This window comes from Streptomyces sp. NPDC045846, from assembly GCF_056431605.1.
In genome coordinates, this window is the sequence record NZ_JBWKKJ010000005.1 from 513227 (window position 1) to 527993 (window position 14767).

Annotated in this window: 14 protein-coding genes; 4 read left to right on the forward strand and 10 right to left on the reverse strand. The window is 68.0% G+C overall.

All coding sequences use genetic code 11. From position 1 onward, the window contains the following. Positions 1–100: 100 nt before the first annotated feature. Together AC07F3_RS17290 and AC07F3_RS17295 are read right to left on the reverse strand one after the other, a co-directional pair. A complete protein-coding gene (locus AC07F3_RS17290) occupies positions 101–424 on the reverse strand; it encodes a hypothetical protein (protein WP_479114876.1) in 324 nt (107 codons plus the stop codon). Positions 425–454: 30 nt separating this feature from the next. Next, positions 455–658 (reverse strand): hypothetical protein, encoded by a 204-nt coding sequence (locus AC07F3_RS17295; RefSeq protein ID WP_479114878.1) that lies wholly within the window; start codon positions 656–658, stop codon positions 455–457. Positions 659–917: 259 nt separating this feature from the next. On the opposite strand from AC07F3_RS17295, the gene AC07F3_RS17300 reads away from it, so the two are divergent. The 4 genes from AC07F3_RS17300 (at position 918) to AC07F3_RS17315 (ending at position 4753) form a co-directional block, all read left to right on the forward strand. Beyond that, a complete protein-coding gene (locus AC07F3_RS17300) occupies positions 918–2132 on the forward strand; it encodes a hypothetical protein (protein ID WP_479114879.1) in 1215 nt (404 codons plus the stop codon). Positions 2133–2248: 116 nt separating this feature from the next. Beyond that, a complete protein-coding gene (locus AC07F3_RS17305) occupies positions 2249–2383 on the forward strand; it encodes a hypothetical protein (protein ID WP_479114880.1) in 135 nt (44 codons plus the stop codon). A gap of 916 nt (positions 2384–3299) precedes the next feature. Next, on the forward strand, positions 3300–4154 hold the full coding sequence (locus AC07F3_RS17310) for a metalloregulator ArsR/SmtB family transcription factor (RefSeq protein ID WP_479114882.1): 855 nt from the start codon (positions 3300–3302) through the stop codon (positions 4152–4154). After that, complete coding sequence (locus AC07F3_RS17315) at positions 4151–4753, forward strand: dihydrofolate reductase family protein (RefSeq protein WP_479114884.1); 603 nt, start codon at positions 4151–4153, stop codon at positions 4751–4753. Before AC07F3_RS17310 ends, AC07F3_RS17315 begins: the two co-directional genes overlap by 4 nt. 1018 nt (positions 4754–5771) lie before the next feature. On the opposite strand, the gene AC07F3_RS17320 is transcribed toward AC07F3_RS17315, so the two are convergent. The 8 genes from AC07F3_RS17320 to AC07F3_RS17355 all read right to left on the reverse strand — a co-directional run bounded on the left by AC07F3_RS17320 (position 5772) and on the right by AC07F3_RS17355 (position 14670). Next, positions 5772–6119 (reverse strand): PH domain-containing protein, encoded by a 348-nt coding sequence (locus tag AC07F3_RS17320; RefSeq protein ID WP_479114886.1) that lies wholly within the window; start codon positions 6117–6119, stop codon positions 5772–5774. Between the two features lie 39 nt (positions 6120–6158). After that, a complete protein-coding gene (locus AC07F3_RS17325; RefSeq protein WP_479114888.1) occupies positions 6159–6701 on the reverse strand; it encodes a DUF3887 domain-containing protein in 543 nt (180 codons plus the stop codon). A 911-nt stretch (positions 6702–7612) separates the two neighbouring features. Further along, positions 7613–10015 carry an APC family permease gene (locus AC07F3_RS17330; protein ID WP_479114889.1) on the reverse strand — a complete coding sequence of 801 codons (2403 nt, stop codon included), beginning with the start codon at positions 10013–10015 and terminating at the stop codon, positions 7613–7615. 488 nt (positions 10016–10503) lie between these two features. Continuing rightward, the gene (locus AC07F3_RS17335) at positions 10504–10905 is read right to left on the reverse strand and encodes a hypothetical protein (RefSeq protein WP_479114891.1); all 402 of its coding nucleotides are present in this window, start codon (positions 10903–10905) and stop codon (positions 10504–10506) included. A gap of 133 nt (positions 10906–11038) precedes the next feature. After that, on the reverse strand, positions 11039–11299 hold the full coding sequence (locus tag AC07F3_RS17340) for a hypothetical protein (RefSeq protein ID WP_479114893.1): 261 nt from the start codon (positions 11297–11299) through the stop codon (positions 11039–11041). 532 nt (positions 11300–11831) lie between these two features. Further along, positions 11832–12593, reverse strand: coding sequence for an SMI1/KNR4 family protein (locus AC07F3_RS17345; RefSeq protein ID WP_479114895.1), 762 nt, complete (start codon positions 12591–12593; stop codon positions 11832–11834). Positions 12594–12888: 295 nt separating this feature from the next. Beyond that, a complete protein-coding gene (locus AC07F3_RS17350) occupies positions 12889–13482 on the reverse strand; it encodes a hypothetical protein (protein ID WP_479114897.1) in 594 nt (197 codons plus the stop codon). A gap of 663 nt (positions 13483–14145) precedes the next feature. Beyond that, positions 14146–14670 (reverse strand): PadR family transcriptional regulator, encoded by a 525-nt coding sequence (locus AC07F3_RS17355; RefSeq protein WP_479114899.1) that lies wholly within the window; start codon positions 14668–14670, stop codon positions 14146–14148. Positions 14671–14767 lie beyond the last annotated feature (97 nt).

Here is a 14767-nt window from a genome sequence, read left to right on the forward strand (position 1 = left end):
GGGGGGGGGGGGGGGGGGGGGGGGGGGGGGGGGGAGGGGGCGAGGAAGCGTGACGGTCCCCCCCCCCCCCCCCCCCCCCCCCCACCGCGCTGGTGCGTGTCTAGGTGATGACCACGTACCGGGTCCACGACCGGCCGACGGGCTGGTCGGCGCCGGGCCAGAAGTAGACCCGGCCCCCTGCCACGTCCTGAAGGTAGCCGTTGTTGCGACCCGACTGGACCTCGGTGGTGTTGTCGATGTTGGCCCAGCCAGTACCCACGCCGGCGTAGCAGAAGGGGTTGTGCGTCGCGCTGAGGACGGTCACGCCGACGCTGGGGCACGGGACGTTCACCACGGTGGCATTCGCGGGAGCGGCCATGGCGAAGCCGCCAGCCGTGATTCCTGCCGCCAACGCGAGCGAGGCAATCTTCCTACGGATGGTCATATATTCATCTTTCTCTGGTGGGTGGCGCCGTCAGGCCCGATCGGCCGGACGATCGTTACGAGAGGCGAACACTGCCGGGCCGGCGGCGGAATCCGTAGGCCAGGCTTTGTCCAGTTCGCGGATCGCGGCCGCCGCGACCGGGCGGAACGCACCGGCGGAAAGACGATCGCGATCCTCGGCCAACTGGCGACCTCTGGTGGAGGGCCAATCCTGTCGGCGTTCATTCATCTCCATCTGGGGCGCGTCCGAAAGGCCCTGCGGCGTCCGGCTGACGCCAGACGGCAAACCCGGACATCAGTAGCTATCGCCGGGGCGTCGGCACTCTGCTGGGAGCAGGGGAGCGCGCCAAGAGGGCGCTCATTGTCTTCTACGTTCAGGTACGCCAGAGCACGCCTTCCTGTACAACCTGATGGACACGCATGGACACGCACGGACACGCACGGACGCGACATGCAGGGCTATCCGGATGTCGCAAGGAGACTGATCGGAGAGCGTGATGGACGAAGCCGATGGGGTTGCCGCATTCCTCGCCCGGCTGCAGCAGCTGCGCGCTGAGGCCGGCAACCCGTCGTTCCGGACGATGGCCAAGGCCTCGGGAGCCGTGTCGCATTCGGCCTTGCATGAAGCAGCAACGGGTGGGCGGTTACCCAGCTGGCCGGTCGTACGCGAGTTCGTCACGGCATGCGATGGCGACGAGGCTGCATGGCGACAAGCCTGGGCTGCGGCGGCAAGGAATCCTGCAGACGGGGCAAACCACTGCACCCAACCTGCCACCCGCGAACCAGTCCAGCCCGTCGAGCAGCTCACGGAAGCTACCCAGCCCCCTTCCTCGACCGCCCGCGGATGGTCCTGGCTGGGCAGCAGGATGACAACCTTGCTGGCAGGCGTTGCCATAGGCGCCGTCGTTGCCGGCTATGCCGTCGGCGGCCCGGCTTCAGCGGGAAGAGCAGTCGGCAGCAGTCAGATCAGCACGGCAGAGGAGTGTCGGAACGCGATCAGCGACGACGGCGTTCAGATGTCACCCGCCTCCTATCCCTCCCAGGTCCCGGGACCCGTCACCGCCACCGGTCCGGAAACGATCAACCAGCCGCAACACACGCCGACCTGGGTAGGGCGGCCCGGCTCGCAGGCGCAGATCCTTACCGGTACCGGCACCACGATCCCTGTCGCTCAGGATGTGGCCGCAGGCGACGCATTGGTGGTATCGATCATGCTGACCTCTACCTGCCCTGCGCGGCTGTCCGTCTCGGACAGCCGCGGCAACCGCTACCAGCCCATCGCGGACGTGTTCGACACGCGTCACCATCGAGTGATCATCCTCGCGTCGTTCGAGGTCGCTGCTCTGTCGACCGCCGACCACCTGCAGATTGCTTATGTCACCGCCAGCAAGTACCACGTGGTCGTCGACGAGTACCGCAACGTCCACGCCGCCGTCGCCAACGCCATCGGCAACGGCGAGTCCGGCGGCACCACCTTCAGGGTCACCACACCACAAGGGTGCCGGCAGGGCCAGCTCCTCCTCGGCGCAGTCGGCTCGAACAGTGGCTCCGGCCCGATTCTCCACCCCAGTTGGACAACCCTTCCCACCGTGAGGTTGTCCTCGTACAGGCTCACCACCGGTTACCAGCTCGTCCGCACGCCTGGACCCTGCACGCTGTCTGGAACCACCACCTCCCAATGGGGCGCAGCACTTGCCGTCCTGCAATGAAGCCTGGGTAACTTCCATCCGACCCGGCCAGCTTTACCTGTGGATGCGACTTTGACGCGGTTTGTGTGGCGCGGACCCGTCGCAGGAACGCGCGGACGGCTGGGGAGGTGGGGTCGATGACGGTGACGCGGCCGGGCAGGGTGACCGCCGCCGTCATCGAGGCGATCGGCACCGGGTCCCCGGTGCCGATCGGGGTGGCCGCCCCGTGCAGGGCGAGCGCGCGGAGTGGGAGGACCTTCGCGGCCTCGTAGGGGGTGCGGCCGGGTCCGCTGCGCTTCCCTGGTTCGCCTCACTGTCGAGCAGTGACTTGACGGGGTTCGGTCTGGTACACCCCGCTTCCGGCAGGCGCTGGGAAAGCCCAGGCCAGACCCACGGTGGGGGGTGGGAGGTCGGGCATTCCCTGCTGCCCAACTCCCTGCGCTCAGTGAGCAGGAGGAGAGAGTGGGGGCTTGCGCGGCCCCGGGCGCCCGCGCGGTTGCTGGATGCCCCGGGCCGCGACCCGTCGCAGGGTGGAGGTCAGGGCCGCAGAGCGCATGATCGTGGTGTACCCGCCCGATGAGACGGGTGCCCGGAGGGTGCGGGTGGACGGCACCATTCTGGCCGGACCCGGAATTTGCGGGATCTCACGGAGTATCTGCGGCGCGCGGGTCTCGAGGCCTCGTCGACCTGGACGTGATGCGCTCGCCGCTGGTGGCGGGGTGGTGGTGCTGAGGCCTTGGGCCCGGCCGGAGCGCTTGGGGTGGTCGCGCTTGGGGCGGTCCGGGCCGGGTGTTCCGTCACTGGCGGGAGCCAGCCACCTGCCCGGATCATGGTCAGTCCAACGGCCTGCGTCCAGCCCGTGCGGGGCCCGGCGAGCATGGGCTGGACGTTCGGTAGCAGGGGTTCCGGCAGACTCGGCCTCGTGCCCTTTCCGTTGGGCCGTGCGGCCTCGGGTCACCTCCGCCGGACATGGCCGCGGATCGGGGCGATCCGGGCCGGCTGTGCGTTGGCCGGGCCGTCGCGTCTCGCCGCCGTCGGCGCTGTTTCGTCAGGCCCATTCAAGGTGGGCTTCCTGAGGTGGGGTCATCGTTCCCGGTTCGGTCTGAGCCGGTAGGTCAGCCAGATCCTCCGGTCCTCGCCGCAGAGTATTCCTTGACAGGAATATTCGTCACGAGGAATACTCAAGGCATGGATGTACTCCTTGCCGCTCTGGCCGATCCGGTTCGCTGGCGGCTCGTCAAGCTGCTGGCCGAGCAGCCCCGGCCGGTCGGTGTGCTTGCTCAGCTTGCCGATGCCCGCCAGCCGCAGACGACCAAGCACCTGCAGACCCTTGGCCGCGCGGGCGTGGTGGTCTCGCAGCGCGTCGGTCAACGCCGCATCTACGCCCTGCGGTCCGGCCCCCTGCGCGATCTGGCGGCCGCGCTCGACCAGATCGCCGGTGCCGCGGAGCGCGCTGACGGTCCGTATGCCGTGTACGACAGCCATCAGCGCGCCGTGCACGGTGAGCGGCTCGCCGCGACGGAGGCGGGTTGGGCCGACGGTCGCTCTTTCACGTTCAAACGCTCGCTTGAGGGGCGCCCCGAGCTGGTCTGGCGGCACCTGACCGAGCCGTCTCTGCTGGCGCACTGGTGGACGCCCCAGGATCTCCGTGTCTCGGAGCTCGTCTTCGAGGCGCGAGCCGGCGGACGGATCGTTCAGGAGTACCGCGACGCACAGGACACCAGTGGATCCGACACGGTCGCCGGCCGCGCGGAGGGAGTCGTCGAGGACGTACGCCCCGTCGAGCGACTTGCCTATCGGCTGTCCCCGCTCCTGCCTGACGGCACCCCCGCTTTCACCGCGCACATCGACATGCGCCTCGGCCCGGGCGAAGAAGGCACGGACATCGAGGTCGTCTGGCGCATCACCGACAGCACGGTCGGTTCGGCCGACTTCATCGCCGGCATCAAGACCGGCTTCGGTCAGAGTCTGGACAAGCTCGCAAAGACCCTGGCCGCCGACCCGCACGACAACGACAGCACCGACACGAGGAGTACGAAATGACCCAGCAGAGCGCAGGCCGCAGAGTCGTCACCAACATCGCCCTCTCCCTCGACGGCCACTACGCCGCCGCGGACAACCCGCTGGACATGAGCTGGGTGATGCCATACGCGGTCTCGGACGTCGCTCGCGACCACCTGACGGGCCTGTGGGAGTCGGCCACCACGGCCCTGCTCGGGCGGGTCAACGCCGAAGGATTCCTCGGCTTCTGGCCCACCGTCATCGGCGCGGAAGGCGTCGACCCGCGCGACGAGAGCTTCGCCAAGTGGCTCGTGGACACCGACAAGGTAGTTCTCTCTTCGACCCTCGACCGGGCTCCGTGGGACCGGACGACGGTCCTCGACAAGCCGGCGGCCGAGGTGGCGGCGAGCCTGAAGGCAACCGGGAACGGTGACATCCTCGTGCTCTCCAGCGCGAGTGTCATCAAAGCGCTGCTGGCGGCGGACACGGTCGACCGCCTGGCGATGACCATCTTCCCGGTCTTCCTCGGCGGCGGCCCCCGCCTCTTCGACGACGGCCTGCCCGCAGCGCGGTGGACCCTCGTCAGCCAGGCCGCGGGTGAGGACGGCACGCTCGCCGTCGTCTACGACCGGATCCGCTGAACCGGACAGTCGCGCCGCAGGCGCTTTCTCGACTCGACACGGGGCGAGCACGTGCTTGCGCCTGGCCATGACCGCGCACGACATCCCGACGTACGGCGAGGACCGACAGCCGCCATCGGCCGCCGGCATGTCGCTGGAGCGTTGGGTGGGTGTCGATGATGGTGTCGAGGGCGACCACGCGTGCAGTCGTCGTGAGCGGCCCTCACGACGTCCGCGTTCAGCTCGAAACGGTTGACGCTGAACCTGACCGCGTGCTCGGTCATGGCCTTGTGCACGGCGGTGGCCTGCTCAAACTTCTCCACGGTGAGGGGGAGGGCCGAAGGAGCTTCGGCTGGACGTGCCTGTATCTCGCCTGCGCCCTGGACATCTGTTCGCGCCGCTTGCTCGGCCACTCGGTGGCCGCGCGCATGCGAGCCGAGCTGGCCATCGACGCCTGGACGATGGCGGTCGAGGCCCGCGGCGGCAACGTCGGAGGAGTGATCTTCCATGCGGACAGGGCTCGCAGTACGCGTCGGCGGCGTTCACGCAGGTCTGTGACGGTTTCGGGGTCCGCAGGAGCATGGGCCGGGTCGGCTCGAGCCACGAGGATGCCCTCTCGTCGAGCTGTTCTGGCAGGGGCTCAAGAGAGATGATGCACCAGAGACGGCTTTTGACGGGGCGTCAGGCGAGGCTGGAGATCTTCCAGTGGCTCACGTACTACCCGCCCGCAGACGCCACAGCGCCCTCAACTACCGCTCGCCAGCCGAGTTCAAACAGCAACACCAGAGAGAACGTGGAAGCACGCTCGCAGCATGAACCCCTGTGTCCACACTCCAGGGGGCGGCTCAATTCAGGCAGCCCCCGGAGACGCGGCCTCGGCCCGCCTTGTCCCGGAAGGTCTCCGCGTCAAACAACGACCCGAGATCACCAGCAGCGACACGGTCGAAGGTCTGCGTGCACCCTGGGATGGCAGGCTCCTTCGCGCTGACCGCGGCGGCCAGAGCGGTTGAGGTGCCGCTGCGAGGTTACCCCTGGAAGGTCAGGTTCTCGGTTGCGCGGCGATGTGCTCGGCGAGGATGCGCTCGACGGCGGTTGGGTCATCGGGGGTGATCGTGGGGCGCACGTGATGGCCGACGTCGATCACGAGGGCCACGTCTTTACTCGGTCGGTTCGCATCGAGGTTCCACCAGTGGAGGAAGTCACCCGTGCCCCAGATTCGCCACCTGCGTACGGCATTCGCTCCGGTGAGCGGGAGCTTCTGAACTCCCTTGATCGAGGTGTAGTGGATCCGCTTGGCGCCCCACGGGTAGTAGCGGCGAACGGTCAGCCCCTGGTCATCGCAGGAGATCCCGCCGTCCGTGTAGGAGGTCGTGCTTTCGTCGGTCATCTCTGCCCCTCGACTGGTGTGTTCGGGTTGATCGACGGTTCACGGCGTCTCGGGCGCGAGGATGAAGAGGCCCGCGACCCGCTCCTCGGCGTCGAACGCGACGCGGGCCTTCATCTCGCCAGCCTCGTAGCGCAGCGGAACGTCGACGACCGTGTGGTCGCCGATGCGCCGCACGAACGGCTCGCCGTCCCCGAGACCCTCGTAGGCGCCGACGAGACCGGCCACCGTGGCCAACCCATCGAGCCGGACTTCGTCGGTGAACGCCGCCAACACCTCGGCGTTGAATGACCGGCGGGCCTCGTCCATACGGCCGTCGAGGACAGCGGTGGCGATCTCTATGGCGCGGGCGGCAGCGTCCGTCATCCGCACGGTCTTGTCCATGGGTGCTCCCGTTCTCGGGTCGATGGGCTTTCCGAACCGCTGGAACGCGGCCTGGCGGGTGACTCCGAGCAGATCCCCGATCTCCTGCCAGGTGTGCCCGGCATCCCGGCACTGCTGCACGCACAGTTTCAACACCTGCTCGGACAGACCGTCGACCTCCTCGGCGATCCGGACAAGGTCGAGGTAGGCCGGTTGAGACACGGGGTTGGCCAGCTGTCCGGCAAGGGCAGAGGCCTGCCCTGTGAGACGCGCGGCCAAGTCCGCGAGAGGCGTCGGCGAATCAGTCACATGTCAAGGATGCCTTTACGCGTCCGAGGCGTCAAGGATGTGTTTACACGCGCCTGGCATTCGACCCGCGACACCACCGTCGCCCCCTGTCCATCCGCAACGTCACCCCGTCGACGGCTCCCGAGCTGGGCGTCGTCCCTCCGGCACGAGTCGCCTGGCAGGAGCACCACCTTGGTCGCTGTCGAACCCCTGCCGGCCCGGCCTCTCCGACAGTGCCGCGCGCACCCGCGGCAGGGATTTCACGCCCGAAGCGGGGCTGAGGCGGGTGGGGGAGTGCTCGGAGTCCCAGGCCGACTTGGCGCCGGAACAGGCCGTGGAGGCGGCGGTCACCGCGAGAGCGGCAGCAGCGACAGCGAGACGGCGGCGGTACGCACGGAGCTTCCAAACGCACGGCGACAGCGAGAAGCTACCGCCACTCCACCCTCGGTGCACGCGGTGGTGACAGTGGGTGTGCCGGAACAACACCCCGGCCTTGCCCGGTCATCCTCGCCCGCCGCTTCAAGGCCCGCATGCCCCTCTGCGCCGGCAGCCCGGTCCAAGATGGAGCGCGCAGGCTGCACTTCACTCGGCGGTGTGCGCCGTGGTCGTCGGGGTGTGTGAAGTTCCGTCCTCTGCCAGGCATGGATTGCGACGCTTCGACGGGATGGGCGTGGGTCATGGTGTGGGCGTCCGGCCGAACCAATGCCGGTCATCCGCACCAACCGGTGCCCCAGACAACCGTGGTTGGGGTGCCGTGAACGGAGACTCCCATCTGCTCGCCCCACCACCGTCACCATCACCCGCAGCCGTGCGGGGTCGCCGCCGTCGGCCGGGGCCGCGGCCCGTTACAGGCTCAGCCGGTACGGCACGATGCAGACGACGACATCCGTTCGTGCTCTCAGCGCTGTGGCCAGCAGGATGCCGCGCTGGTTCTGCAGAATCTGGTAGCGGCGATGGCGGGGCTCCACCTCGGGGATGAGAACGGCGATCTGCCGTCCTCCTTCTGCCGCTTCCCTCACGTAGTCGACGATGGGCTGCACCAGGGAGCGGTGCGGACTGTCGATGACCTCCAGCCGCACACCCGGGTTCCAGCGGGTCCAACTCTCCCGAAGCGCACGGACCTTGTCGGAATCACTGTGCACGGCGACCGCGACGACCTCGCGACCGAGAGTGCCGGCGGCCGTCAGTGCGTACTGGGTGAGCTTGCTGACCTCGCCGACCGGCACGATGACCAGGGAATCGGTGTGCCGCACGGGTGGAGGTGGGATCTCATCGAGTCCGAGTTCGACCCCAACTGCCGTGTAATAGCGCTGAATTCGAGCGAAGAGGAGCATGAGCAACGGCACGGTGGCGACCACCACCCAGGCGCCTTCGAGAAACTTGGTGGCCAGCAGGACGATCGCCGCGATCGTGGTGAGTACCGCGCCGACACCGTTGAGCAGTGCACGCGGCAGCCAGCCGGACGGCCGCTGACCTGCCCAGTGCCGCACGAGCCCGATCTGGCTGATCGTGAATCCGATGAAGACACCGATCGCGAACAGCGGGATCATCCGGTGCGTATCGGCGTCCACGGCGATCAGGAGCAGCGCCGCGAGCAGGGCGAGGGCCACCACTCCCCAGCGGTAGACGGGCCGCTCCGCGCGCAACCCGAAGAGGTGGGGCAGCCGGTGGTCGCGGGCCAGCAGGCTCATCAGGACGGGCAGCCCGCCGAAGCTCGTGTTGGCGGCGAAGGCGAGGGCGAGCGTGACGATGAGATTCGTCGCGTAGTACAGCCAGCCCGTTCCGTACGAACCCGCCGTCAGCTGGGCGAGGACGGTCACGCCACCGCGGGGGGCCACATGGTCGCGGCGGATCAGCACCGCGAGACCGATCAGCATCAGCCCGAGAAGCGCGCCCAGCATGAGTTCGGTGCGCTGTGCCCGTTTGACCCGCGGAGTACGGAAGGCGGGCACTCCGTTGGCGATGGCCTCCACGCCGGTCAGTGCGGAACAGCCGGAGGAGAACGCCTTCAGGAGGAGCAGCACCCCCAGCGCCTCGGTGGCATGCACGGGTTGCGCGCTGCCGACGACGGCTGCGGGGTGCGAGCGCAGCAGACCGACGACGATGATGCCGAGGATGCTCACGATGAACAGGACGGTGGGCAGCATGAGCACCCGGGCGCTCTCGGCCACTCCGCGCAGGTTCACGGCCGTGAGGAGGGCGAGCCCGATGAGGCAGACGGCGAGCAGGTGCTGCCCCAGGGCAGGGAACGCGGAGGCGAGGCTCGCCGCACCCGCGGCGAGGCTCACGGTCACGGTGAGGACGTAGTCGACGACGAGACTGGCCGCCGCGAGCAGGCTCGTCCTGGGCCCGAGGTCCTTCTTGGCCACCGCATAGGCACCCCCGCCGTCCGGGTGCACGGCGATCACCTGGCCGTACGAGACGACGAGGACTGCCAGCAGTGCGGCGATGACGAGGGTCACCGGCAGCGTGGCGGTCAGCGCGCCGGTCCCGGCGGCGACCAGGACCAGGACGATCGCCTCGGGGCCGTAGGCGACCGAGCTCAGCGCGTCGAGGGACAGCGCGGCGAGCCCCTCGACACTGGTGAGGTGGTACTTGTCGCCCTCCCCGTGTCGCAGCGGAACCCTGGGCCGCAGCTCGCGCCGGGCCAGTCCGTACGCCATGGCAACCTCGCGGGGCAGAAGGCGGATGCTGTCCTGGCACAGTGTGCCGGGCCGACCGCGGCGCAGGCTGTCAAGGACGCGCCAAGGCAGCGCGCTCATCGTGTGGAAGTCCGTCCATACTCGATCGCCGCCGCAGCGGGAACGGCCGTCGGCGGGAGTGCCCTCCTGGCGAGTGGGGTGGCAGCGGGCGAACATCAGGCGGGCGTAGTCAGTTTCGGTGATGCCCTTGCGCCGGCTTGTGGCAGGGGCGCGGTCGATGCGGCAGATCAGCCGCGACTTGTGGCCGTACCTGGTGCAGATCAGCGCAGCCGTCGAGACGCGTTTGGTGCCCTGCGAGGTGACCCGCACAACGGAGGTGTGACCGCGTCGGCCCCACGTACGGCCCTTGGGCGGCCTCAGACCCTGGCCTGCCTCATCCTCGAAGCAGACCCACGACCGCCGCCCTCTCTTTATGACGGGCCACTGCTCCTCCTTCCAGGCGGCGACCTTCGCCTCGTTCCGTTCGGTGGCCTTACGGGACGGGACCTGCACACTCCAGCCGATGCGGTGCAGCAACAAGTCCAGCGTGACCAGGATGTACTTCACGCCGAACCGTCAGCGCACGATCTCGGCAACTTCGCCCGCGTCCGCCGCGCATCCGCCCTGGACTTCAGCGCGAGGAGACCCCACAACCTGGGCTCCAGAACACTCCTGCCCGACACCGAAAACCAGGACAAACCGGAGCTTGCCCCGGCGCGTCGCACGCACCCTGGCCCACAACGGCTACGGCGATGTGGCCTGGCACGTGTACAAGTCGTCCCAGGACGAAACACTGCTGCACGCGACCCCGCCGATGACCGCATAGACCAGGCATGGGTAACAAGACCCCTCGCCCCGGCAGTCTCTGGCTACCGGCTCCTGGACCAGCCATCAGGAGCGAGCGACCACCACGGACTCGTCTTCGCTATCGACACAGACCTCGCCTCCCGGGAGTACGCAGCGTCTGACACCAGGTGGAGCGGGAACTTGGGAGCCGAGGAGCACAAGTACTGAACATGGACTCGTGATGTCGGTCGGCTCGTGGGTGGGTGGCGTCAGGCTGTGAGTCCGCCGGATGGTGCCGGGGCTCGGGTTCTGGGCGCCGGCTGCAGCCACCGCCGCGCCGCGGCGAGGTTCACCTCGACGTCATCGCTCCAAGAGCAGACTTCCAGCCATGAGAGGTAGCCGCCCTGCGTGAAGACCAGGACCTCCCCAGGGCACTCGCCGGTTTCCGTGAATAGCTGTATGTCGGCAGCCACGACGGTGCCGGGGCCCGTGGGAGCGGGCTCCACCGCTTCGGTGTCGAGTTCGAAGTAGGCAGTGCCGCACCCGCACTGACAACGGGATTGCACCGTGAGGTGGGGCACCTGTCGTCGGAGGGCGACGTGAGCGGGCTCGTCCGGGTCCAAAAGGAGGTCGAGTACGTCGGCTACGTCCTCGGGCAGGCTGTCGGTCATGCTGCCAACGTAGCTGACCAGCGGCTTTTGGCTCAGATCAATTCCTCCGTCGACCCGGCGCTCACAGGTCCAGGGGTGGTAAAGCGGTGCGGCGAGGCAGCCGTCGATGACGTCCGGTCGGTACAGCTGGAATTCAGCGGTGGCGCCAGTGCTGATGGGTCTTCAACACCTCGTAGCCCCAGGCGGCGCGCTGTTCGGCCGTGGTGCGGCCTGCGGAGAGCCCGGGTTCCGCGGCGACTTCGGGAAAACGCGGGCGCATCTGCCGGTCTCCGGCCGTGACCAGTGCCGAAAACAGCGGCTCGTCGGCCTGGCGGTCTTCGTCGACCAGCCAGAGCAGGAGGCACTCGTCATCGCGGTGAAGCCCGGGCAGGCCCGGAAGGCGCTCGCGGAGCACGGGCCAGCCGATCGTTGTCCCAGCCCGTGCTGTTTGTTCCAGTACGGGGCGTAGATCAGTCGCAAGTTCCCACAGCCGCCCCTGTTCCAGCAGGTGTGGCCCGGCATCCCTCCGAGGCCGTCTGCTGTTGGCCGACACCGGCGCGACTCCGGCGCGGCGCCGTCGTTGCCCTGTCGCAGCGTCGTTCGAGGATCACGCCACCGGGTCCGCAGCGGACAGACCCGCCCTCAGCCCCGGGAAACGATCACCTGCTGTGCGGGAGGCGCTCTCCAACACCTCGCCACGCCGCAGGTCGACAGCACTCGCGAACACCCTGCTTCTCGGCTACCAGGCCGCCGTCAGCGTGCGCTCGGCGAATGAGAGCTTCAGCTTCTGGAAGTTCAACCAGTGGCTCAAGCGCACCTTGGCGGCAAGAGCGTGTCGTTTGGCTGGGCGGGCAGAAAACGAACGGAACACGCCGGAAGGGTCGACGCCGGTTGAGGAGTGTTTCCGACTCCTGCAGAGCTACCGGGCCGAGTCCGCATAAGGAGAGCTAGAAAGGCAGCTCGTCGACCACGGTCGGCTCCGTTCCCTGCCACTGAGCCCATCGGCCTGGGACAGAGGAGCAGGCCGCGGTGAGGTGGGCCAGACTTCGCCCCCGAACGTGCAGCCAGCTGTATGCCGTCAATCCGTCCTGCCGCAGAAGAAGCCCGGCAGCGGAGTACCAGCGGACCGGAGAGTCGTCGTCACCCGTCCACATGGGGTAATCCGGGAGAGCGACTCGCTCGTAGAGCTGCGGAAGCATATCCACAACATCAGGCGGCATTTCACACGCGTTGTAGAGCTGGCCCTCGCTGAACAGTGCCTCCGAGAGAACCAGCTCCACACACGCCAGCGAGACCCTGTCCATGAAGGGCCGCCAACCGTCCCGCGACTGCACGACGACTGGTGGGTCGGTCTCGCCCAGATCGCCCAGACGCACCCCCCAGAAGGCACACCCTTGGTTCTCGTTGCGGAAGCACAGCACACCACCGAGGTCCTCGTGTACGAAGAGTTCTGAGGGAGGCAGCATCGGGTCCTGGTGCTCGAACAACGCCGAACGACGGCCAAAGAGCAGGTATGCCTCACGCAGAGCGGTTGGCAGCGACACACCCAGCCGGCCTTCCGCATGCCGGAGCTCTTCCTCGCCGAAGCCGTCCCTGTCGGTCAAGGGCGCGTACCACCCAGCCGCGAAGGCCCGGATGAAGTCCCACGCCTCCGACCGGTCCGATATGCCGTCGTGCATGGATACAGCTGCATCGAAGTCGCCCACCATGCGGTGGACGGTACCCGTTCCGCAGATCCGCCGGGAAACGATCACGCCGCCGTCGGGAAGCGAGCTTGCAGGCGGTGGCTGCCCCACTGGTCAGAGGTGCTTGTGAACAGCCCAAGCACCGGCAACAGCGCATGAACAGCCATGCGCCGCGTTCAGCTGCCCGCCGCTGACAACAGCCCCGCCCCCAGCCCCGGGAAACGATCACCTGCTGGGCGGGAGGCGCTTCCCAACTCCTCGCCACGCCGCAGGTCGACAGCACTCGCGAACACTCCGGCAGCGTTGTTCGGCGGCCCGTTCAGCAGGGGACGACCGTCCACACGTAGTACCAGTTCTGCTCCTTGGCGGCGGAGATCGGCGGCAAGCTTTGGCCGAGTCGGTCGCCGCGCTTGCCGTAGAACTTCGCAGCGTGCGTTCCGTACTGGCGGTTCACCCACGATCCGGTACTGGTGAAGTTCATGTCGTAGGAGTGGCAGTAGTACATCTGGTCTTCGCTGCCGGCCCAGGCGTAGTCGCTGAAGGCGCAGAAGTAGCCGTTCTGGGTGTAGGCGTACGGGTTGCAGATGCTGCTGTAGGCAGGGGCGGTGCTGCCGTGGTCGGTGAAGGTGCGCGGGTGTGCCTCGCCGGGGATGGCGACGCGGATGGTGCGCTTGTCGTCGACCTTGATCTCGTTGAGGGAGATCTGCTTGCCGCCGCTGCGCTTGAGGTACTTGGCGACTTCGGCGCGCAGCGAGCTGTTCTGCGCGGGGGTGAGATGCGCGGCGCGGGCCTGGCCGGCGAACGGCTGGGGCGTACCGGCGGTGGCGGTTCCCGCGCTGATCGAGAGTGTGAGCAGTGCAGCTGCTGCGGAAGCGGTGGCGATCTTCCTTATGGTGCGGGCTCGGCCAGCCATATGTTTCCCCCGGGTGTGCGGTTGATGGGCCACCGGCGATGCTGACACCGGTGACCGGCGGCGTCGAGGCTGAATACTGGTCAGATCTGACGCCTGGCCCGAGGTTCGACCCGCGTGCCTCACATGACTCACCGTCGAGGGGCGGGATCGGTCCGCGTCCGCAGGCGTGCTGCTTCTTCCGACTGTTGACGGCGTCGGCCTGGTCGGGCCGGAGGCTTAGCGCGCCGCCGGTGTCGGCGACCAGGAACTGGTCCTCGAGGACCTCACCCAGGAGCAGGTCCTGGACTGGCGCACCCGCGCCGCCGCCGACCACCAGAACGTCGCCGAGCACCGGCGACGGAGGTGGCCCGGAAGAACGGCGTCGGCCAGAGGGCGAAGAAGCTGCCCCGTTTGCACAGTTCCGTAGAAGTCAGCACCTGAAGCGACCCACTCTTCAAGCTGTAGGCGGCCGGGCACGCAGGCCGGGCGGTCGGGCGCCGGGATCGGCATCCACTGACTGCTGTGGTCGGCCAGCGTCGTCGGCAAGGGTGGGCACTGAACGGACCGGCACGGGGGACTGGTCTCTCGCTGCCCGCTTTGTGCCCAAGAGGACCAGCACGAGGATCTGTACGTTCGCCTGCGCCGCCACCGCCTTAGCACGGCGGCTCCGCCATCGGTCTGTGCTCAGCCCTCCAGGCTGCCGATTGCCTCGGCCAGCCACTTCTTCTCCTCGGTGCTGGTGGCGCGAGCGATTCGCAGCATGCCCTGTCGGAAGAGATCCGGTGCCTCCTCGGCCCGTACGGGCTCGCCATCGCGGTAGAAGAAGCTCGCTGGGACGTCGAGGAAGGTCTGCCGACGGCGCAGGACCGCGGCCTGCTCGGCACGGTCGGGGAGGTGGTGCAGGAACGCAAGCAGGGTGAAGAAGCGCTGCCCATCGGTGATTTCGGCTTCCTTCGGCTGCCGCAACCGGGCCAGCAGTTCGGTGCGGCCCGCCTCGGTGAGGGACAGGATCCTGCGGGGTGCGGCGCCGCTTCCGGGCTCGGTGCGCTGTTCGACCAAACCCGCTTTCACGAGCCGGGTGATGGCCGGATAGAGCGCCCCGTCACTTACTGGGCGGATGTGGCCACTGAGGCCCTGGATGCGGGCTTTCACCTCGTATCCGTGCAGGGACTCCTCGAAGAGAAAACCCAGAATCGACAGCTCCAGCATCCCTTGAGCTCCTTCCTGCGCGTGACAGCGCCCTTGCCCGTCCCGTCGTGGCATGCTACCTCTTTTCGCTGTACCTCGAATCGAGGTACAGCGAAAA